This is a genomic window from Gemmatimonadaceae bacterium, from assembly GCA_035606695.1.
GTDB lineage: Bacteria > Gemmatimonadota > Gemmatimonadetes > Gemmatimonadales > Gemmatimonadaceae > JAQBQB01.
This window is the reverse complement of sequence record DATNEW010000015.1, coordinates 41,003-62,571: the sequence shown is the minus strand read 5'-3', so window position 1 is coordinate 62,571 and position 21,569 is coordinate 41,003. Positions and strand designations below refer to the sequence as shown.

Sequence of the window (21,569 nt, the reverse complement as noted above, 5' to 3'; positions counted from 1 at the left end):
CGTGGCACACGCACAGGACGACACGAAGGACGACCGATTTTTTCGAAGCCGCGACGCCGCGATCGGCGCTGGAATTCTGGCGGCGAGCGCGGGACTCAGTCTGTTCGATGCCCAGCTCGCGCGCGGCTTTCAGGACACGAGCTGGGCGCACGTTCGCATTGGCAATCGTCTCGACAAGTACTTCACCCACATCAACGAGACGACGCTCACCGTCGGCAGCTTGGGCATCTATGCCGTTGCACGCCTGCTCGGCGCGAACGACGTCGCCGACGTCGCGTTCCACACGGCGGAGTCGGTCGCCGCGGCGAGTCTCACCGCGCAGGTGATTCGCGGCCCCTTGGGCCGCACGCGCCCGAAGGATACAGCGACGCCCTATGCGGATCCGTACGAATTCCACTTCATGAAAGGCTTCACGCACTTCGCGCAGCGCTCGTTCCCGTCAATTCACTCGTCGTCTGGCTTCGCGGCTGCGTCGGCGCTGGTGGCCGAGGTGAAACAGCGTGCGCCTGGCGCGACGTGGTGGGTGGGCGTACCGGCGTACGCGCTGGCGCTCACTCCCGGGCTCTCACGGATGTATCTCGGGCAGCACTGGGCGAGCGACATATTCGCGGGGGCGTTCCTGGGGACGTTCTATGGATGGAGGATCGTGGAGTACTCGCATGCGCATCCTCGGACGCCCGTCGATAGAGTGTTTTTGCCGAAGAACTCGGTCAGGGTTGGGTGGTCGATCGGGTTCTAGAGGGTGGTGGAGGGGGTATCAACTTGAACTACGACAAGATCGGACAAAATCTGACAACGTCGGTAAGCCGCACCGATCTGGTCAGATTCTGTCTGATCTCGTCGTTTTGTTTTTTTTGAACCACTCCCGCGACTGTCTAGCGCGCAACCAAAGCCGGACTCAACGCCTCTATCGCCAACCGAAGCCGCGGCATCAACCCCGCGATCTGCTCGACCGAGATCACCCCAATCGACAAGCGGAACCACCCTCTATCCCCTTTCGAACCGAACGCCCCGAACGGCACTGCGGCAAGACCGGCGGCGTTCAGCAGATACGCCCGCACATCGTCGTCGGTCGACAGCGTACGGCCATCGGGCGTCTGCATGCCGTGTAGCGCGAAGCGGGCGCTCACGTAGATCGCACCCTGGGGCCGAACGCACTCCACCGGCAAACCATCCTTCGCGAGCGACGTGAGGCCGTCGTACACGGCGTCGAGTCGCGCACCGGCTTCACGACACATCGTCGTCATGTACGCATCCACCGTCGCGTGATCGTTCAGCACTTTCGCGGTCGCCACCTGCTCGGCGCGCGGCGCCCAAGCACCGACGTGGCCGACGACGTCGTTCATCGGGCGGATGATGTCGGTCGGTGCAACCGCCCAACCGACGCGCAGGCCCGTTGACGCGAACGCCTTCGAGATGCCGTCGACCATCACCAGATACGGCGCGATCTCGGGACGCAGCACGATCGGGTCGACATGCTTCGCCGAGCTGTGCGTGAGCATCCAGTACACCTGATCGTACAGCACGAACAGCGGCCGCTCGTCGCTCGAGCGGCGTGCATTCTCCTCCAGCACCAGATCGCAGATCGCGCCGAGCTGCTCGGCCGCAAACATGGTTCCCGCTGGATTGAGCGGCGAATTGAGCGCGAGGAAGCGCGCATCGCGCACGTGCGGACGCAACGACGCGGCGGTGGGCAGGAAACCGGTCGAGACGTCGCACTCGATCATCACGGCCTGGGCGCCGAGCATGTCGCAGTAGTAGTCGTTGTTCCACGAGGGAACGCCGAACACGACCTTGTCGCCTTCGTCGACGAGCGCGCGATACGCCGCGTAGATCACCGGCCTCGTGCCCGAGGCGATGAGGATCGACTCGATCGGAAACTCGAGTCCGACGCGATGTTTATAGAACTCGCATACCGCCTTGCGCAGCGACTCGAGCCCGTTCGGCGGCGGATAGGTCGACTCGCCGGCGCGCAGCGCGTCGACGATGCCGTCTTCGAGCGCTTTCGGAATGCGAAAGTACTTCGAGCTGAAATCGCCGACGGTCAGGTCGGCGATGTCGCGGCCCTCGCGAGCCAGCGCGCGCACTTCGCCCGCGATGCGAAGAATCGCGGAGCCTTTGAGGTGCGACGAGAGTGAGGAGAGGCGGTTGGGCATGCGGTTCAAACTGGGGCGGCGGATGGGGCTGGGGAAGCCTTTTGTCATCGCGAGCGAAGGCGCCCCCGGCTAGTCATCCCGAGCGAGCGCAGCGAGTCGAGGGACCCCCGTCTCAGCGGAGCGTTGCATAGCGCTCCTCCGTCAGGACGGGGGTCCGTCGACTCCGGCGCTGCGCGCCTTCGCTCGGGATGACAATTGCGCTGCTTCACGCAACGGATCCTGCTCCAGCTCGCGCACCGCCATCGCCGACAGCATGCACGACACAGTACTACAAAGCACTGCATCGAACGACCGCGTATTACTCGGAGACCGCCTGCACGTTGACGACCGTCTCGGCGAGCGTGGTGAGCTTCTTGTCCGTCAACCCTTCTTCGTCGAGCGTCTGCTGCAGAAGCGTCGCCTGATCGGCGAAGCCGAGCATGTTCGCCATAGTACGCACCGTTCCGTAGCCGGCGATCTCGTAGTGCTCGACGCGTTGGGCGGCGGCAATCATGGCCGCGTCGCGCGCCGGGCTCTCATCATGCTCCTCGAGCACCTCGTCACCTTCCTCGAGCAGGCCTTCCATGCCCTTGCACTTGTGGCCGCCCGGCTTCTCGCCGAGCTGAGAGAAGATTTTCTCGAGACGCTCGACATGCGTGCGCGTCTGCACCTCGTGCTCCTGAAAGGAGCTCGAGAGCTCTTTGCTCGCGGCGCCCTTCGCCATCTTTGGCAGCGCCTTGAGTATTTGATTCTCGGCGCTATACAGGTCCTTGAGCTGCTCGACGTAAATGTCCTGCAGTGATTCGTCGGCCATGGTTCCTCCGTGGGTGGGTATTCGCAGGCGAATTCAACCGATTCGCTACTGCGCAGCAATTAGCGCACGGAGTGTTCCGACACAGGTGAAGCAATCGTTCACTTCACGGCGGTCTGCCCCAGTTGCTGTTTGACGATGGCGAGCACCGTGCGCGGTTCGGCCGGCTTCGCGATGTACCCATCACAGCCCGCTTCCATCGCGATCTGCCGATCGCTCGGCATCGCGTGCGCGGTGATCGCGATGATCGGAATGTGGGACGTCGCGGGATCGGACTTGAGCCGGCGCGTCGCTTCCCATCCGTCGACGATGGGAATCGAGACGTCCATCAGGATGAGCGACGGCTGCGCTTCCTTCGCGGTGGCGATGCCTGCTTCGCCGTCGCGCGCTTCGAGCACATCGAACCCGGCGTGGCGAAGAATGGTCGAGTAGATCACGAGATTGTCCTCGTTGTCCTCGACGAGGAGAATCGTGGCAGTGCTGTCGGCCATGATGATACGGTCAGCGAGAGTACGCGAGTGTACGAACGACGACGCAAACGTATGATTGAAAGAATCGGGCCACGAGCCAGCCCCATGCATTACACCGCACAGAAGCGCGGCCCGCTGCTTGCTTTTTCGCCAGGCGACGACAGGACGATGCAAGCCATGGGAAGAGGCGGAGCGGGGCAAGGGGAGCAAGGCGAGAACGGCGGCGGTGCCGGCGCGGCGGCGCGCATGCGTGAAGCAGTCGCGGCCGCGATGGCGGGCGGCAGCTCACGTGACGATCTGCAGGCGGCGTCGCGCGAGATGGTCCGCGAGCTGCGCGCGAGCCAACAGACGCCGGAAAAGACGCTGCTGCACATCAAGGCCGTGCTCGCCGAGGCGGGGTTGGAGCCGACGTATACGAGCGCCGATACGGCGGAGGCGTTCGGGCCCGACGCGATCCTGTATCGAGATGTGATCGCCTGGAGCATCAAGGCCTATTACGACGAGCGGGTGTGATCAGGCCTGATCAGATGCGAGAACTACGGCACACCCTACGGCGCGACTTCGTGGAACAACACGTCCTTCTCGCGCTCGAGCGCCCACTTCAAGCCCCACGAATCCTCGAAGAGGATGAGCGGATGACCCTTCGCGTCGAAGAGCAGCATGCGGCCGCGATCGCGTGAGATGCGCTCGATCTCGGACATTGGCCCCGTGACCCAGCGCGGATAGCGCGCGGAAATTTTTTCGAGGCGGGCAGGCGCGCCGTACTCGTGCTCGAGGCGATGCAACAACACGTCGAACTGCAGCACGCCGACCGCGCCGACGATCGGCGTGGGACTCGTCGTCTCGGTGCCCGACGTGAAGAAGACCTGCGCCGCGCCTTCCTCGGTCAGCTGACGCAGACCCGCATCGAGCTGCTTCCGCTTCATCGGATCGGCGATGATGATCCGCGCGAAGTGCTCCGGCGCGAAGCGTGGAATGCCGCTGAATTCCAGATCGGTGCCTTCGGTGAGCGTATCGCCAATGCGGAGCGAGCCGCGATCCATGACGCCGATGACGTCGCCGGGCCACGCCTCTTCGACCGCGGTGCGCTCGCGCGCCATGAACTGCTGCGGCGCGGCCAATCGCATGAGCTTTCTGGTGCGCACCTGTTTCACCTGCATGCCGGCCTCGAACCGTCCGGAGCAGATGCGCACGAACGCGACGCGATCGCGATGCTTGGCGTCCATGTTCGCCTGGATCTTGAACACGAAGCCCGTGAACTGTTCGTCGGTCGGCGTCACAATGCCCGCCGACGATTCACGCGCGGCCGGCTCGGGCGCGAGCTCGAGGAATTCGCGCAGAAACGGCTCGACGCCGAAGTTGGTGAGCGCGCTGCCGAAGAAGACCGGAGAAAGTTCGCCCGCCAACACGGCGGCTTCGTCGAACGGATGCCCGGCTGCGTCGAGCAAATGAATGTCCGATACGAGCCGATCGTGCGCCTCGGCCCCAAGAATCTCGCGCAGCGCCGGATCCTCGAGCGCGCCCGAATGACCCGAGTGCGCCGCGGCGCGGGTGGCGCCGTGATCCTCGCCGCGCTCGAAGAGATAGACCTGACCGAGCCGTCGATCGTAGACGCCGACGAACGCGCCGTCCTTGTGGATGGGCCACGTGACGGGATGACACTGGATCTCGAGGTCCGCCTCGACGTCGCTCACCAGCTTGAGCGGATCTTCGCCGACGCGGTCGCACTTGTTGACGAACGTGAAGATCGGCGTGCGCCGCATCTTGCAGACGTTGAAGAGCTGCCGGGTCCGATCTTCGACGCCGCGCCGGTTGTCGAGCAGCATCACCGCGCTGTCGGCGGCGACGAGCGTGCGGTAGGTGTCCTCGGAGAAGTCTTCGTGCCCCGGCGTGTCGAGCAAATTGATATGATATCCTTCATATTCAAATTGCATCACACTCGACGTCACGGAGATGCCGCGCTCCTGCTCGAGCTTCATCCAGTCCGACGTCGCGTGCCGCGCGGCGCGCCGGGACTTGACGGATCCGGCCAGGTGGATGGCGCCGCCGTACAGCAGCAGCTTCTCCGTCAGCGTCGTCTTGCCCGCGTCCGGATGGCTGATGATGGCGAAGGTCCGCCGTGTCTGCACGGCGTTGAGCAGGTTCTGCAAGCGATGGTCGAGGTCGGTGGCCACATGTTGTAAACTAATGTGCGGGCGCAGTTTCCCCGAACCCCGCATTCGTCCTAAGTTGCAGGCTGCCGGATTCTCCTCTACCGAACGGAGCCATTCGCGTGACGCCTTGGGTGCGGCGACTGATCATCGCCAACGTGATCATGTATTTCCTCGAGCAGGTCCTGCCGGGCATCACGCGGCTGCTCGACCTCGTGCCCGCGCTCATCCTCGTGCGCCCGTGGACGCTCGTGACGTACATGTTCCTGCACGACCCGTCCGGCATCACGCACATCCTGTTCAACATGCTCACGCTGTACTTCTTCGGCCCGCGCGTCGAAGAACGGATGGGCTCGCGGCGCTTTCTCATTCTCTATTTCATCAGCGGTTTGGCCGGCGCCGCCGCGTCGTTCCTCTTCGCCTTCAACTCGGCAGTCATCGGGGCATCAGGCGCCGTATTCGGCGTCATGCTCGCCTTCGCGCGCTTCTGGCCGGATGCACAGATCCTTCTGTATTTCTTCGTTCCGGTCCCCGTCGTCCTGGCGATCGGGATTCAGGTCATGCTCGCGCTCTGGAGCGGCCTGCACGGTTCACAATCGGGCGTCGCTGACTTCTGCCATCTCGGTGGCTTCGTCGGAGCGGCGGCCTACCTGTTCTATCTGAGTCGCGCCTCGGGCACGCGGCGGTTCCGCCCCAAGGCCGTCGGCGCCGCGGTCCCCAAGGAAACGCTCGGCAACTGGAAACGCGTCGACCTGAACCGGATTCACGAAGTCAATCGCGACGAGGTCAATCGCATTCTCGACAAGATCAGCGCGAAGGGACTGAACAGCCTGACGCCGCAGGAGCGGTTGTTCCTGTCGAACTTCGTGCCGCCGGACGATCGGGTGCCGCCGGTGACGTGAGTGACACAGTCTTGTCAATCCGCCCGCAACGCCACCACCGGATCGGCGCGACTGGCCGCGGACGCAGGGATCCACGCCGAGACCGCGCTCGTTGCCGCCAGCAGCACGATCACGCCGACCAGCGTTCCCGGATCGTTTGGCGCGACATGAAATAGGAGTTTCGTCATCACCCGCGTCGCGAACAGCGCGATCACGAGCCCGACGAACAACCCGCCCACGGCAAGCCGCAATCCCTGCCGCACGACGAGCCAGCGCACCTGCGACGCCTGCGCGCCGAGTGCGACGCGAATGCCCATCTCTCGCGTGCGATTGCGCGACGTATGCGCAAGCACGCCATACACGCCGACGACGGACAGCACGACACCGATCACCGCGAATGCCACGAGCAAGGTCGTCAGGAACCGCGCCCGCGCGAGCGACGCGCTGCGCATGGCGTCCATCGTCTTGACCTCGAGCAGCGTGAGATTGGGATCGAGATCGCGGAGCGTCGCGCGCACCGACGGCACGAGGGACGTCGGATCGCCGCTCGTCCGCAGCAACGCCACCATGTATGGGGACGGCTCCTGCGCTTCCGCGTGAAAGCACTCGATCCGCGGCGTGACGTCGAGCGCATCGACGTGTTCGCTGCCGACGACGCCGATGATCGTGTACCACCGCGTGTCCTTCGTCACCGCCTTCGCGAACGCGAGCCGCTGTCCAACGGGATCCTGCCCGGCGAAGTATTGCGACGCGAGCGCCTGATTGATCAGCAGCACGGGCGTCGACCCAACCCGATCCTCCGGCCCGAACACACGACCGCGCAGCAACGGCACTTTCATCGTCGCGAAGTAAGTTGGCGTCACGGTCCGGTTGCCGATCTCGGTGCCGTACTTTCCGTCCGGCCATCCCGCGACGATGAAGTCCGTCGTGTATGACGTGCCGTTGAACGGAACGTTGGACGAGAGCGCGGCGGCGGTGACGGTTGGAATCGCGTGCAGACGCTGTTCGAAGCTCCGCATGAATCCGTCGATCTTCGGCGCGGTGTCATACTTCGCGTTGAGCTGTACCGCGGCGGCGAGCACGCCGTGCGTGTCGAAGCCGGGATCGACGTCGCGAATGGCCATGAAGCTGCGCACGAGCAAGCCCGCACCGACGCTCATCAACAGCGCGAGCGCGACCTCGCTCATCACGAGCAAATCCCCCCAGCGACGCGCGCGGCCACCCGTCACGGCAACGCGGCCGCCTTCCTTCAGTGAATCGGCCGGATTCCGGTGGCGCGTCCACAGCGCCGGCGCAATGCCGAAGACCATCGCGCTCACGAGCGTGATCGCCACGACGTAGCCGAGTACGGGGCCGTCGAGGCCGAACTCCCGGACGCGCAGCATGTTCGCCGGCTGAAGACGCACGAACGCGCGCGTTCCCGCCCAGCCCACGCCCAAGCCACACAGTCCGCCGACCGCCGACAAGACAACGCTTTCAGCCATCGCTTGCCGAACGAGTCGCGCGCGACCGGCGCCGAGCGCGAGCCGCAACGCCGATTCGCGCGAGCGGGCGGCCGCTTGCACGAGGAGGAGATTGCCGACGTTCGCGCACGCGATGAGCAGGAGGAAACCGACAGACGTGAGCAGCACGAGCAGCGGCAGCCGTGTATCGCCGACGAGGAAGTCGTGCATGGGCATCATCGCGGCGCCCATCACCTTGTTCGTCGCGGGATAGTCGTGCTTGAGGCGCGCGACGACTGCCTGCAACTGCGCGTTCGCGTGCTCCTGCGTCACGCCCGGCTTGAGGCGGGCGACGGCACGCATGTAGTGCGCGCGGCGAAAGCCGATGTCTCCCGTCTTGGTCTTGTCCCATTCGATCGACTGCCAGACATCGACGTTGTCGGTGGGAAAGGCGAATCCCGGTTGCGTAACGCCGACGACTTCGACCGACTGTCCATCGATGACGATCGACTTGCCGACGATCGAGGGATCGGCGCCGAAGTGACTGCGCCAGCCCCGATCGCTCAGCACGGCGACGTGATGCTTGCCGTGCGTCCACGTATCCTCGAAATCGAACACGCGCCCGAGCGCCGCGCGCTGGCCAAGCGTCGAGAAGAAATTGCCGGTGACGTAGCCGCTCATGAGCAACTGTGGATCGCCGCGGCCGGTGAGCGTTGCGTGTCCGACGCCGTCGACGTGGCCGGAGACGTCGGCGAAGTCGGACACGCCGGCGCGCCAATCGAGCAAATTTGCCGGCGCCGCGACCTGGAGATGCCAATGCTTCTCCGGATTCTCCTCGGTGATGACCATCAACCGATCCTGGTCCGGGAACGGCAGCGGCTGCAGCACGACCGCGTTCACGGCGGAGAAGATCGCGACGTTGGCGCCAATGCCAAGCGCCAGCGTGACGATCGCGGCGCCCGCGAGCGCGGGACTGCGGCGGAGCGAGCGCACCGCGAAGCGCGCGTCCGTCACGAAGTCCTCGATCCATTGCAGCCGTCGCACGTCGCGATGGTCCTCGCGCACGCGCAGCACGCCACCGAAGTGCGCCAGCGCCGCACGGCGCGCTTCGGCGGGCGGCATCCCCAGGCGAACGTTCTTTTCCGTCTCGAGCTCGATATGGAACTGAATCTCCTCGGAGAGCTCGCGATCGGCGGTGGTGCGCTTGAAGAGCGCGCGGAGGCGCGCGCGAATGCCGGAGAGAATGCCCATGCGTCGCTCCTTGGCTTCCTGAGGGTGCTACGCGATGTCGAGAATGAGCTCGACGGCTTCGACGTACCGGCGCCAGTTCGTGGTCTCGGTGCCGACGGCGCGTCGTCCCGAGGCCGAGAGCGCGTAGTACTTCGCGCGTCGATTGTTTTCGGTGGTTTGCCACGCGCTGACGATCCACCCTTTCTGCTCGAGCCGCTGGAGCGCCGGGTAGAGCGAGCCCTGGTTGACGTCGAGAATGCCGCGGGAGAACTGCTGGATGCGCGCGCTGATGCCCCAGCCGTGCATGGGCTCGAGGGTGAGCGTCTTCAGGATCAGCAGGTCGAGGGTGCCGCGGAGTACGTCGGACTGGTCGTGTGCCACGCGCTGCCTTCTGTCGGGTTCCGACAGAAGATATCACGCTCCTGTCGGAATTCAACAGGAGGGGATGTAAGCGTTTCGGGTGTCATCGCGAGCGAGCGAGTCGAGGGACCCCCTTCTCAGCGGACCCTTGCCTACGACTCCTCCACCGGACGGGGGTCCCTCGACTCCGGCGCTCCGCGCCTCCGCTCGGGATGACACATTAGCTGCGCCTCCGCTCGGGACGACACGTGAGGCGCACCGCCGCGCCCCTACCGCCGCGACGACACCACGAACGCCGGAAGAATCGTCTGCGTGTCGGTGATCTGGCGGGCAATGCGCGCTCGGGTCGACAGATAATGGTCGTACGCCGTGGCCACCGCGCGCGACGCCGACGTGAACGGGCCTTGGCAACGCGCCACCGACGTGGCGTCCAACTGACACGCCTTTGCGGCCGCCCCCAAATGATCGAGCGCGCCGCGCGCCGTGCGCAGCGACGTCAATAATTCGCGGTTGAGCTCGTGAAGATCATCCGGCACCGGCATGTGCTCGAAGCGGCTCATCGTCGCGTCGATCTGGATGGCGGAGACGTCGCTGCGCCGCGCGATCTCGAAGAACACCGCCGCGGACGAATCGCGCGGCGAAAGGAAAAGGAGCTGCACGCGAAGCTGCGCGCGCGGCGGAAAGAAGTCGAGACGGTGAATGGCGCTGTCGGCGATCAGCGACACCGCGTTCGCGTAGAGCGTCTCGTCGGTCGGACGAGCACTTCCCTGCTGTGCGGGCAGCACCGGGCCGCGCGCTGCGGTGACCGAGCAGACGAGGGCGAGGCCGAGACAACCCCGGCGAAGCGAACCGAACACGGGTGCGTTCACGATTCTTCATTCTGCGTCCAAGCGACGGCGGGCGCAACGGCCCTAGTTCTGCACTTCAGAGCGCCGTAATGAACTATCGGCGCAAGTGTCCTAGCCCCACGCTGGCCCGCTGGGCCACCGCGGCGGCAACGATCATATTCATGGCGAGCGCATGCACACCGGGAATGCCGCACATCGACGGCGTCCCTGGCGCCTCACCCGACCCGTCCACGCCGTGGACGGTACCGGCGCAAGCCCGCACGCCGCCGCCGCCCGCAGACCCGCCGCGGGCGCCCGGCGCGACGGACGCGCTGCGCGCCGATTCGGCGGCCAACGCGTCCGCGCGCATGCTGTCGCTCACCGACGTCGTGGATCTCGCGCTGCGGAACAATCCGGCAACGCGCGAAGCGTGGGCGAATGCCCGCGCCGCGGCCGACGAATACGGTGCGGCGCGCGGCGAGTTGTTCCCGAGCATCAACGCCAACGTCAACGCGATTCGCACGTCGGGGAGCGGCGGCACCGTCGTTTCGAATTCCGGAAACGGCGGAATCGGCGGAAACGGCGGGACAGGCATCGGCACGGACTCCACCGGCGGCACGCGAACCGGAACGACATCCGGTGGTGGCGGCGGCGCGACGCGAGTCCAGCTCACGCCGTCCGTGTCGCTCTCATATCTCATCTTTGATTTCGGTGGCCGCGCCGGAACCATCGAAGCCGCACGGCAACGCGCGATCTCGTCGGACCTCGCGCACAACGCGACGATTCAGGACGTCGTGCTGGAGGCGCAATCCACGCTTTTTTCGTTCGTCGCGACGCGCGCGCTGCGCGATGCGCAGCGAGTCGCGGTGCAGGAAGCGGCGGCCGATACCGCTGCCTCGGAAGCGCGACTGCGTGTCGGCGTCGGCACGCTCGAGGAAGTGCTGCAAACACGGACCGCGCTCGCGCAGGCGCGCTTTCAACTGGCGACGCTCGAAGGCCAGCTCCTGTCGGCGCGCGCGAATCTCGCGACGGCGATGGGTCTCCAGGCCAACGCGCGATTCGACATTCCGAGCTTCACGCCGACGGACTCGGTGAGCACGGTCGCCGCGAGCGTCGATACGCTGGTCAATCGCGCGATTGCGACGCGGCCCGAGCTGGCGGAAGCGCGCGCCGACGCCAAGGTGCTCGCGGCGGAGGTTCGGATCGCACGCTCGGCGGGTTATCCCGCGCTGACCTTCAGCTCCGCCGAGAGTTTCGTGCAGCCGATTCAGGGAACGAACCTGACGACCTCGCACACCACGTCGCTCGTGCTCGGCCTGCAGATTCCGGTCTTCAACGGCTTCTCACGGCAATACGACGTGCGCGCCGCGCGCGAGCTGTACGATGCGGGACTCGCGCGCGTCGCGTCGACGCAGCTACAGATCTCATTGCAGGTGTACACGTCGTATGCGGCATTGCAGACCGCGACACAGCGCGTGAGCGCCGCGGGCGACGAGCTCGCGAGCGCGCAGCAATCGGCCGACGTTGCGCTCGGGCGGTATCGCGAGGGCGTGGGCACCATCGTCGACGTGTTGCTCGCGCGCAGTGCGCTGGTGAGTGCACGCGCCGATGAGATCCAGGCGCGATGGGAATGGCAGACTGCGCTCGCGCAGCTGGCGCACGATACGGGATCGCTCGACCGCCTTGGGCGGCCCAACATACCTCTGGTGAATGGCAGATGATGAGGATCATTCGACGCGTGGGGCTCGCCGCGCTGACGGCCGCCGCGTTGGGAACTATCGGGTGCAGTAGTGCGCCGGCGAAAAAGGGACCGCCCGCGACGCCGGTGCGCGTCGCGACGGCAACGCTCGTCAACGCGCCCATCGACATCTTGGCGAGCGGCGTCGTCGAGCCCATGCAAACCGTTGCCGTCACGGCGCAGGTGAGCGGTTCGCTATTGAGCAGCGCGTTCAAGGAAGGCGACTTCGTTCAGAAGGGACAGGTGCTGTTTCACATCGATCCGCGTCCGCTAGACGCGGCGGTCGATCAAGCGCGCGCGGCGCTCGCACGCGATGAAGCACAGGCCGAAGCCGCACGTCGCGATGACGAACGATACAAGAAGCTGGCGGACATGGGATACGTCAGTCGTTCGCAGTCCGATCAAGCGCATGCAACGGCCGTCGCGCAGGCGGCGACCGCGCAAGCTGATCGCGCTGCATTACGCTCCGCCGAAGTGAATCTCGGCTTCGCGACGATTCGCGCGCCGATTGCCGGTCGCACAGGAAGTCTGCTGGTTCGGCCGGGAAACAACGTGGGACCGTCGACCGGTCCGCTCGTCGTGATCAATCAGCTCAGTCCCGTGCTCGTGCGCTTTCCGGTGCTCGAGCAGGACTTCGACGGGCTGCAGCGCGCGGTCGCGGCGCATCCACTCGTCGTCACGGCGAATGCCAGCGACAGCACGCCGACGAGCGAGCGCGGGCAGCTCAGCTTTCTCGACAACACCGTGGACTCGCTCACCGGCACCGTCACGGGCAAGGCCCGGTTCGAGAATGTCGGACGGCGCATGTGGCCGGGCGAGCTGGTGTTCCTCACCATCGAGCTCGACGTGCAGCGCGGCGTCGTCGGAGTTCCGACGGACGCGGTGCTCACGGGCCAACAAGGCGCGTACGTGTATGTCGTGGACAACACGGGAAGGGCGACGACGCGCAACGTCGCGCCGGGTGTGCAGGTGAACGATCTCACCGTCGTGCGAAGCGGTTTGCAGGCCGGGGAGCGCGTCGTGATCGACGGCCAGTCGCGACTCAATCCCGGCAGCAAGGTGGCGATAATCAACACGAACGGCGACACGTCGCGCGCCGGCGGACTCGAAACCACCTCTGGCACCGCGGCGGGCGAGCTTTCGAATCCCAACTATACGACAGCCGGACGAGCGGGCGGTTCAGGCAGCGCGGCGCCTGAGGGCCAAGGACGCGGCACGCCTGGTGGCAGCGCCGCGGACACGCGCGTCGCACCGACGCGCGGCAATGCCGGATCGTTCGTGCAGTCACCGTCGGCGCAAACGACGCCGCAGACGCGAACGATTCAAACGCCCGCGACGACGCCGAGCGTAACGCGCACACCGACGGGCGCGACGACACCCGCGACGATCACACCCGGTTCGACGACACCGGCCGGCGGCCGAGGCGGTACGCCCACAACGCGGACGGCGCCGACGCCGCCAGCGACAGGACGGCCGCCTGGTTCGCCCGGCGCGCCAACCACAGGCCCGGGTCGTCCATGACGTTCTCCGAGCTGTTCATTCGCCGTCCCGTCATGACGCTGCTGCTCATGACGGGCATCATCGTGTTCGGCATCGCGTCGTACAAGCGATTGGCGATCAGCGACCTGCCGACCGTCGATTATCCGACGATCAGCGTGAACGCGAGCCTGCCGGGCGCGAGCCCGGCGACGATGGCCGCCGCGATCGCGACGCCGCTCGAGAAGCAGTTCTCGTCGATCGCCGGCATCGACAACATGACGTCCACGTCGAGCCTGGGCTCGACGTCGATCACGCTGCAGTTCAGTCTCGACCGCGACATCGACGCGGCCGCGCAGGATGTGCAGGCGGCGATCGCGAAAACGTTGCGGCAGTTGCCGCAGGGGATCACGCCGCCGTCGTACTCGAAGGCGAATCCGGCGGCGTCGCCAATTCTGTTCTTCGCGCTGACGTCGCCAACGCTGTCGCTGACGTCGCTCGATGAAGTGGGCGAGACAACCATAGCCCAGCGCCTATCGATGATCGACGGCGTCGCGGCGGTGCAGGTGTTCGGCTCGGCCAAGTACGCGGTACGCGTGCAGCTCGACCCGACGGCGATGGCGTATCGCAAGATCGGGATCGACGAAGTCGCGCAAGCGATCAGCGCGCAGAACGTGAGCCAGCCGACCGGCGTGCTTTGGGGCAAGACCACCGCGTACACGCTGCAGGCGAGCGGCCAGCTCGAGGACGCGAACGCGTTTCGCGCGTTGACGGTGTCCTATCGCAACGGCGCGGCGGTGCAGCTCGGCGCGTTGGGCCGTGTGGTGGACGACGTCGAGAACAATCGCAACGCGAGCTGGTTCAACGGCCAGCGTTCGATCGTGCTGGCGGTGCAGCGGCAGCCCGGGACGAACACCGTCGCGGTCGCGCAGGCGGTGAACGCGGAGCTCGATTCCATGCGGCCGAATCTGCCGGGCGGCGTGCGTATCCAGACGTTGTTCGACCGTTCGGTCGGCATTCAGAACTCCGTCAGCGACGTGAAGCACACGCTGCTGCTCACGCTCGTGCTCGTGATCGCGGTGATCTTCCTGTTCCTGCGCAACGTCTGGGCGACGTTGATTCCGAGCCTCGCGCTGCCGCTGTCGGTGGTCGGGACGTTTCCGGTCATGTATCTGCTCGGGTACAGTCTCGATACACTCTCGCTCATGGCGCTGACGCTCGCCGTGGGCTTCGTGGTCGACGACGCGATCGTCATGCTCGAGAACATCGTACGCCATCTCGAGATGGGCAAAGCGCCGATTCAAGCCGCGATCGACGGCGCGGCGGAAGTGGGATTCACGATTCTGTCGATGACGATCTCGCTCGTCGCGGTGTTCATTCCCCTGCTCTTCCTGGGCGGCGTCATCGGGCGGCTGTTCCGCGAATTCGCGGTCGTCATCGCCACGTCGATCCTGGTCTCCGGCGTCGTGTCGCTGACGTTCACGCCGATGCTGTCGAGCCGCTTGCTGCGCGCCGAGGGGAACAAGGCGCATGGACGATTCTATAACGTGACCGAGCGGGCGTGGGACTGGACGCTCGACAAGTACAAGACGACGCTCGATTGGACGATGGCGCATCGCGCGCTGTCGATGATCTTTTCGCTGCTCGTGCTCGTGGGCACCGTGGTGTTGTTCAAGATCATTCCGTCGGGATTCATTCCCGATCAGGACACCGGGCAGATCAACATCTCGACGCAGGCTGCGCAGGGTACGTCGTTCGAGGACATGGTGCGACGGCAGCAGCAGATCGCGGCGATCGTGCAGCGCGACACCAATGTCAATTCGCTGATGTCGAGCGTGGGCGGGGGCGGCGGGTCGTCGGCGTCGAATACCGGGCGGTTATCAGTGACGCTCAAGCCGCTCGGCAAACGCCTCGCGGCGCAGGACGTCGTGAACGAGCTGCGCGGCAAGCTGGCACGAATTCCGGGCATCCAGGCATTTCCCTCGCTGCCGCCGGCGATTCAGATCGGCGGCCGGTCGGCGCGCGCCGCCTATCAATTCACGATGCAGAGCTCGGACGTCGATGCGCTCTACACGGGCGCGATGAAGCTCCAGTCCGCGGCGCAGCAGTCGAATCTGCTGCAGGACGTGAACAGCGACATGCAGAACTCGAATCCGCAGATCAACGTGCAGATCGACCGCACGCGCGCCGCGGCGTTCGGCGTGACGGCCGACCAGATCGAGAGCTCGCTGTACGACGCGTATGGCTCGCGCCAGGCGGGATTGATCTACACGCCCGCTAATGAGTATTCTGTAATACTCGAACTGGAACCACAATATCAGCAGGACCTGTCGGCGCTCAACCTGTTGTTCATTCGCGCGCAGAGCGGCACGCTCGTGCCGCTGCGCGCCGTGGCGTCGCTGACCAGAACCGTGGGTCCGGTATCGATCAACCACTCCGGCCAGATGCCGTCGGTGACGATCTCGTTCAACCTCGCGCCCGGCGTCTCGCTCGGCGCGGCGACGTCCGAGCTCGAGCAGCTCGCCGCGCGCGACCTGCCGAACGGCATCACCACCGCGTTCTCCGGTACGGCGCAGGTCTTCCAGCAGACGCAGGCCGGTTTGCTCGTGCTGATCGTCCTGGCGGTCTTCGTGATCTACATGGTGCTGGGCGTGTTGTACGAGAGCTTCATCCATCCGATCACGATTCTCTCGGGTCTTCCCTTCGCCGCGTTCGGCGCGCTCTTGGCGCTGTGGATCTGTCACGTCGAGCTCAGCGTGTTCGCGTTCGTCGGCATCATTCTGTTGATCGGCATCGTGAAGAAGAACGCGATCATGATGGTCGACTTCGCTGTCGAAACCGAGCGGACCGAGCACAAGCCGCCTGGCGAGTCGATCGTGCACGCGGCGCACATTCGGTTCAGGCCGATCATGATGACCACGGTCGCCGCGCTCGTCGGCACGCTGCCGGTCGCGCTCGCCACGGGCATGGGGTCGGAGTCGCGGCGTCCGCTTGGCATCGCCGTGGTTGGCGGGCTCGCGTTCTCGCAGCTCGTGACGCTGTACATCACGCCCGTGGTCTACACGTATCTCGACCCGCTCAATCGGCGGCTCGAGCGGAAGCTGGCGAGAGATAAGAAGAAGCAGGCGGGCGCGGCGGGGCCGGCGGTGGTTGACGCCGTTGGCTAGTCATCCGAGCGCAACGCCCTTGTCATCCTGAGCGGAGCGCAGCGTAGCGAAGGACCTCTGTCTCAGCGGAGCGCTGCGTAAGGCTCCTCCGTCGGGACGGGGGTCCCTCGACTCCGGCGCCACGCGCCTTCGCTCGGGATGACACACGCGCGTTGCGCCTCACTCCCACTCACAATCGCGCCATTCCCACCACCCCCCATCGCCCATCGCCCATCGCCCAGCGCCCACCGCCCGGCTGGGATCGTTAACTCCACCGTGGGGTCTTACGTCTATCGATGTACGCCTCAACGAGGGCACTCATGAAGCACATGAATGGACGAGCCGGCTTGATCGCGGCGTCAGTGGCGATGATTGGCCTGGCTGCCTGCAGCAATAAATCGCAGACGCCGGTCGACGACGGACTCAAGGCCGACCTGGCAGCCGCCACCGGCGGTCAGACGAGCGGCGACCTGCAGCTCGCGCCCAAGTCGGCGCAGTCGCAGATGATCGACGCGGAAGATGCTCCCGTCTCGGCGCCCAAGCGCGCGAGCGTAAAGCACATCCCGACACCGACACCGAAGCCCGCGCCGAGAGTGGCGTCGAACGACGCGCCGGCTCCGGCACCGGCGCCCGCACCGCAGGCGACGGTCGTCGAGACCGCTCCGACGCCGCAGCCGCAAGCGCAGGAGCCTGCTCCGGCACCGGTCATGGCGCCGCAGCCCGTGCAGCAGCCGCAGCGACAGCAGCGCGGCGTGTACAAGACGGAAGGCGAGATCTTCAAGCAGATGCCGTGGATTCGGCCGTAACGGACCTCCGCTTCATTTCGAAACTGTGAAAACACGAACGGGGCTACGTCGTCGTAGCCCCGTTCGTGTTTTCTACTAACCAATCAGGAACGAATCAGGAATGACTTCTGGTCCAGGTCCCGCTCCCGCGCTCACCCTTCTGGCACTTGGTGGTGAACGACACGTTGCTGAGGACGGGACCGTCCGGTGTCGAAACGAACACGCTCACGATATCGAGGTACGTGTCCTTCAGTCCCTTCGCACGCGGACGCAGATCGAAATCCTGGTCGGTGAAGAAAACCGTCGCGCCCGGGCTCAGCACTGAGGCGGTGATCGCGAGGTTCGATCCGAAATACGTGACGCCCGACGGCTGGCCGACGGCGTTGATCTGATCGAATACGCCCGTCAGGTTGAACGTGCCCTGCTGCCCCGCCGCCGCAACGGCGAGCGCGTAGTGCGTGCTGGTGCCGGTCACCACTTCACCGTTGCAGTCGATGGTGCTGAACGGCAGCGTGACCGGTTTCGGCGCGACGACGGTGACGCTTCCGGCGCCACTTCCAGCACCGCCGGCGGTGTGATTCATCGCCGCATCCTGCGGCTGCACCGCCGCAAGCTTCGGCTCGCTGATTGGCGCGGTGGAATCCGCGCACGCCGCCGCCGCGGCGATGCCCAGGAGAGCGGGCAGGTACATCAAACGCATCGATCGAGACTCCGGTGTCCGAGTGAGGTACGATTGGATCACGAATGGATCACGAATGGATCACGAGTGGATCACGAGTGGATCGAGTGGCTTCATCGCCGCATCGCCGCTCGACCGGCGCCGGCCTGACTCGGCGCGTAGAAAAAGCACAATCGGGACCAAGAGCCATCGTGGGCCAACGGTCACCGTGCCGACTCTCGGCACGACCCCTGCCCCGTATCGGCGGAGACCTTCGAGGTGAGACGTGGAGACAACTCAGCATCACGACGACAATGCATCGTGGGGTAAACGAGACCTCGAGCATTTCGAGCAGCGATTGTTGGCGGAGCGGAAGCGGGCCGTGGCGCAGGTGGCGCAATTCGACGATGATCTGCGACTGAGTCCGGACGATACGGACGGCGAGATCACGAGCTGGCGCTTCCATATGGCGGACGAGGGCAGCGACACCTTCGAGCGCGAGCAGAACTTTCTCCTCGCGAGCCGCGAGGGGCAGCTGGTGTGGCACATCGATCAGGCGTTGCGCCGGATCTACGCGTCACCAGAACGCTACGGCCGCTGCGACGAATGCCGGTCGAAGATCGGCTTCGAGCGGCTGGATGCGATTCCGTACGCCACGCATTGCGTGCACTGCAAGCAAACCTGGGAAGGCGGGCGGGCCGACTGACGGCTAGGACGTCAGTCGGTTGCCCTTCATGTCGAAATCAAGTCGATCCCGGTCAGGTGCTGATCAAAACGGTTTTGAGTACGTAGTGATCATCCAGAATGAATACCGACGAGATCGACGATGAGTCGGCGACGCACGCAGCGAAAAAATTGCCGAATTGAACGACGATGAGCGCATTCGATTGCGGCGACGTAGAAGCCGCATTTACCGCTTTCGTTACGGCATCACATACACTGTCTACAGCCACGACTACGACTTGCGCCGTATCGGTGCTCGTCACCGAAAGGTCGGCGCGCAACTGAGCATAGTCGGGCGACAGCTCATAGCCAATCGCCCTAGTGCGGAGACTGCTGGACTTTGGACTCGCAGGCTGACATGTGAATGCCTCGGCTCGTACAGCTGCCGGAGCCAAAAACGCCAGCGTGACAATAAATGTCAACCGCATGATTGAGCACCTCAACTGTGCCAGTCGCAGGTGGAATTTGAATTCCCAGAAATCTTCCAGAATTTGCGATTTCCGGCCTGTTCCGGGAACGACAGATAGCTTGGAAGATTCCATACTTCACCGTTGGCGTTCATCACGTATTCGTCTCGCGTTCCCATGACTTGGACCCAGTCTCCATACAAACTTCCACCGCCAGTGTTTATGTCTGGATCTTTCCTAGGGATCGGCCGACTTGTGTCCCAAGGTCCCCGTGACAGGAGCATCTGAGCCCCAGGGCCGACGGCCGTCGGAGGGCACCCATACACGGGCAAGCCGTTTAGCGTCGGATGCGAATGCGCATGCGCGACCACGCTGTCCGCTGGATTGTGTTTCCGAGTATTTGGGTTACCGGATTGAAAGCCGCACTCGTTTGCGAAAACTCCGGAGTCCGGTTCGAAATAGTAGGTGCCGCCTGAAGTCTTATATATATAGCCGCCGTGCTCGCGCTTGTTCCCCACACTGTCGCCGTTTGCGATGCCATCACCGGGTGGCAGTGTCGGCCCAGACTGATTGAGCATGTTCATTAACCCGACTCGTACGCCATACGTATTCAAAATCGGATCGGTAGTCAGGCAGGAAACGACGACGCGCACAGTCGCGTACCGAAACACGCCGTTGCGCTTAACTTGGACCTTCATCGTTCCGCTCTCTTGAACCGGCTTCGTGCACGGATCTTCCCAAAAGTTGCAATTCGTGTGGCCGGGCGATTGGTCTGGTACCCAAATCCACGACCACATGTCAGGCGCGGTCGGATGCCCGTCACTCCACGTCGGCGTAAAGGTGACATTCGTGCCAGCTGTTACGACTTGTGAGCTTGCAGTTAGGGTAAGTGATGGCGTTGCAACATGGACGCTGCCCACTTGTCGTTTACCATTTATATACGCAACGACGCTCAGTGTCCCTGAACCAACGATCGTTCTCGTACACGCGTTACCCCGGAGACCGAAGAAGCAGGGCGTTGTGTCCGAGGGTTCGCCGCCCTGAGATGCCGGATCCGGTATCCACGTCGACGAGTCAACCTCCACGGGGATTGTTTGGCCCTGAACGACGGCAGGATTCGCGAGCGCAGAAAAATGCACAACGGAGCCAGGGACGACGCTCGTCGAATCGACCACAAGACTCAGCGAAGATTCGAGCCGAGTCAACATGATTGTCGCAGAGCCTGAGAAATTTGCACATAGCGGCGCATGATACTGAGGTCCGCACGTGATTGGCTGCGTTTGCCCAGGGGGGACGAAGTTCAGTTCATTCTCAATTCCGTAACTCGTCCAAACGCCTCCGTCGACGCGAGAGTTGGCATCGAACAGCACGTAGATCGTATCGCTCGACGAGAACGGTGAAAGCACGAACGTGTTATGACCATCGTGCCATGTCAAATCTGTCGCTCCGATTGGATCGTACGACGTCGCGCTGCCGAGCCCCGCGAAGTTCGGAGTTCGCGTGACAAGGCCACCCACTGCCGCCTTCATCACAGTTGTGTGTCGAATCCATGGAGGGACGAAGCCAGTGTCTGTGCCTCCCGATCCGTCAGTATCATTGATAGCGATCGGTACAGTGATCGATGGGGGTGTTTCATCGGGATATAAAGTCGTCCGTGCGACCGAGCCGGGCCTCAGAGTTATAGGACTCTGATGCCCGCTTGGACTGGTGAAATAGTCTCGACACGCAACGAAGCTCACCAACGAAATCAGAGACGCGAGGAACGCCAGCCGCCGGCCACTTGCCGAACTGCGGCGAGAAATCGATCGACGCTCCGAAGAGACCTCGGGATCCACCTGATCGAATTCGGTTGAATCAACCGTGTGTGCGAGTTTTGCAGGAACCTCCTCTAGGGCCTGGCGAGGGGCATGCCTAGTTCGCGACGAGATGAATCGCACGTCGTTTGATACTCCAAATGGGGGGACGAGCTGGCGTGATCTACGTTACGCCGAGCGTACTGCGAGGCGGGCTGCGTCGCGCGACCGGGCGGGAAATGGTGGTCGCAGACAGGTCGCAACTTATGCGACGTACCGGCCTTCGCAAGAGATTAATTATTGGATACTAACAAGCGACGTCGGGCCAGTCGCTGGCAATCGCCTCAAGCGGGGTCACCAACACTCGCGTTCGCTTGAGCACAGATGAGCCTGGTGCTGCGACGGAGGTTGGAATGTGCATGGCTTGTGACCGGACGAACGGGCATGGAGCTGACGTCTGAACTGCAAGCAAACCTGGGAAGGCGGGCGGGCCGACTGACGGCTAGGACGTCAGTCGGCGCCGCCCGTCGTCGGCGG

The 21,569-nt window shown here is 64.4% G+C and carries 17 protein-coding genes; 8 read left to right on the top strand and 9 right to left on the bottom strand.

What is annotated here, in order from left to right; genetic code table 11:
• Position 1 precedes the first annotated feature (1 nt).
• On the top strand, positions 2-739 hold the full coding sequence (locus VN706_05245) for a phosphatase PAP2 family protein (protein HXT15012.1): 738 nt from the start codon (positions 2-4) through the stop codon (positions 737-739).
• Positions 740-875: 136 nt separating this feature from the next.
• On the opposite strand, the gene VN706_05240 is transcribed toward VN706_05245, so the two are convergent.
• The 3 genes from VN706_05240 to VN706_05230 form a co-directional block, all read right to left on the bottom strand.
• Complete coding sequence (locus VN706_05240) at positions 876-2,156, bottom strand: aminotransferase class I/II-fold pyridoxal phosphate-dependent enzyme (GenBank protein ID HXT15011.1); 1,281 nt, start codon at positions 2,154-2,156, stop codon at positions 876-878.
• A 298-nt stretch (positions 2,157-2,454) separates the two neighbouring features.
• The gene (locus VN706_05235; protein HXT15010.1) at positions 2,455-2,949 is read right to left on the bottom strand and encodes a ferritin-like domain-containing protein; all 495 of its coding nucleotides are present in this window, start codon (positions 2,947-2,949) and stop codon (positions 2,455-2,457) included.
• A gap of 98 nt (positions 2,950-3,047) precedes the next feature.
• Entirely contained in the window at positions 3,048-3,437 is a 390-nt protein-coding gene (locus VN706_05230) for a response regulator (GenBank protein HXT15009.1), read from the bottom strand.
• A gap of 84 nt (positions 3,438-3,521) precedes the next feature.
• On the opposite strand from VN706_05230, the gene VN706_05225 reads away from it, so the two are divergent.
• The gene (locus VN706_05225; protein HXT15008.1) at positions 3,522-3,929 is read left to right on the top strand and encodes a hypothetical protein; all 408 of its coding nucleotides are present in this window, start codon (positions 3,522-3,524) and stop codon (positions 3,927-3,929) included.
• A 35-nt stretch (positions 3,930-3,964) separates the two neighbouring features.
• Here VN706_05225 and VN706_05220 read toward each other — a convergent pair whose 3' ends face one another.
• On the bottom strand, positions 3,965-5,590 hold the full coding sequence (locus VN706_05220) for a peptide chain release factor 3 (GenBank protein ID HXT15007.1): 1,626 nt from the start codon (positions 5,588-5,590) through the stop codon (positions 3,965-3,967).
• Between the two features lie 98 nt (positions 5,591-5,688).
• Between VN706_05220 and VN706_05215 the strand changes: the two genes are divergently transcribed.
• Positions 5,689-6,468 carry a rhomboid family intramembrane serine protease gene (locus tag VN706_05215; GenBank protein ID HXT15006.1) on the top strand — a complete coding sequence of 260 codons (780 nt, stop codon included), beginning with the start codon at positions 5,689-5,691 and terminating at the stop codon, positions 6,466-6,468.
• Positions 6,469-6,482: 14 nt separating this feature from the next.
• Here the strand turns inward: VN706_05215 and VN706_05210 are convergent, their stop codons facing one another.
• The 3 genes from VN706_05210 to VN706_05200 all read right to left on the bottom strand — a co-directional run bounded on the left by VN706_05210 (position 6,483) and on the right by VN706_05200 (position 10,348).
• Entirely contained in the window at positions 6,483-9,140 is a 2,658-nt protein-coding gene (locus VN706_05210) for an ABC transporter permease (GenBank protein ID HXT15005.1), read from the bottom strand.
• A 27-nt stretch (positions 9,141-9,167) separates the two neighbouring features.
• The gene (locus tag VN706_05205; GenBank protein HXT15004.1) at positions 9,168-9,500 is read right to left on the bottom strand and encodes a PadR family transcriptional regulator; all 333 of its coding nucleotides are present in this window, start codon (positions 9,498-9,500) and stop codon (positions 9,168-9,170) included.
• Positions 9,501-9,748: 248 nt separating this feature from the next.
• The gene (locus tag VN706_05200; protein ID HXT15003.1) at positions 9,749-10,348 is read right to left on the bottom strand and encodes a hypothetical protein; all 600 of its coding nucleotides are present in this window, start codon (positions 10,346-10,348) and stop codon (positions 9,749-9,751) included.
• Between the two features lie 164 nt (positions 10,349-10,512).
• Between VN706_05200 and VN706_05195 the strand changes: the two genes are divergently transcribed.
• The 4 genes from VN706_05195 to VN706_05180 all read left to right on the top strand — a co-directional run bounded on the left by VN706_05195 (position 10,513) and on the right by VN706_05180 (position 17,472).
• A complete protein-coding gene (locus tag VN706_05195; GenBank protein HXT15002.1) occupies positions 10,513-12,027 on the top strand; it encodes a TolC family protein in 1,515 nt (504 codons plus the stop codon).
• Positions 12,024-13,565, top strand: a complete 1,542-nt coding sequence (locus tag VN706_05190) for an efflux RND transporter periplasmic adaptor subunit (protein ID HXT15001.1) — start codon at positions 12,024-12,026, stop codon at positions 13,563-13,565. Before VN706_05195 ends, VN706_05190 begins: the two co-directional genes overlap by 4 nt.
• Positions 13,562-16,687, top strand: coding sequence for an efflux RND transporter permease subunit (locus VN706_05185; GenBank protein ID HXT15000.1), 3,126 nt, complete (start codon positions 13,562-13,564; stop codon positions 16,685-16,687). The genes VN706_05190 and VN706_05185 overlap by 4 nt, the downstream gene beginning before the upstream one ends.
• 299 nt (positions 16,688-16,986) lie before the next feature.
• Positions 16,987-17,472: a hypothetical protein gene (locus tag VN706_05180; protein HXT14999.1), complete on the top strand. Its 486-nt coding sequence runs from the start codon at positions 16,987-16,989 to the stop codon at positions 17,470-17,472.
• Positions 17,473-17,566: 94 nt separating this feature from the next.
• Here the strand turns inward: VN706_05180 and VN706_05175 are convergent, their stop codons facing one another.
• Positions 17,567-18,151, bottom strand: coding sequence for a hypothetical protein (locus VN706_05175; protein HXT14998.1), 585 nt, complete (start codon positions 18,149-18,151; stop codon positions 17,567-17,569).
• Positions 18,152-18,395: 244 nt separating this feature from the next.
• Here VN706_05175 and VN706_05170 point away from each other — a divergent pair, with 244 nt between their 5' ends.
• Positions 18,396-18,815 carry a TraR/DksA C4-type zinc finger protein gene (locus VN706_05170; GenBank protein ID HXT14997.1) on the top strand — a complete coding sequence of 140 codons (420 nt, stop codon included), beginning with the start codon at positions 18,396-18,398 and terminating at the stop codon, positions 18,813-18,815.
• 52 nt (positions 18,816-18,867) lie between these two features.
• Here the strand turns inward: VN706_05170 and VN706_05165 are convergent, their stop codons facing one another.
• Positions 18,868-19,374, bottom strand: a complete 507-nt coding sequence (locus VN706_05165; GenBank protein ID HXT14996.1) for a hypothetical protein — start codon at positions 19,372-19,374, stop codon at positions 18,868-18,870.
• Between the last annotated feature and the right edge of the window lie 2,195 nt (positions 19,375-21,569).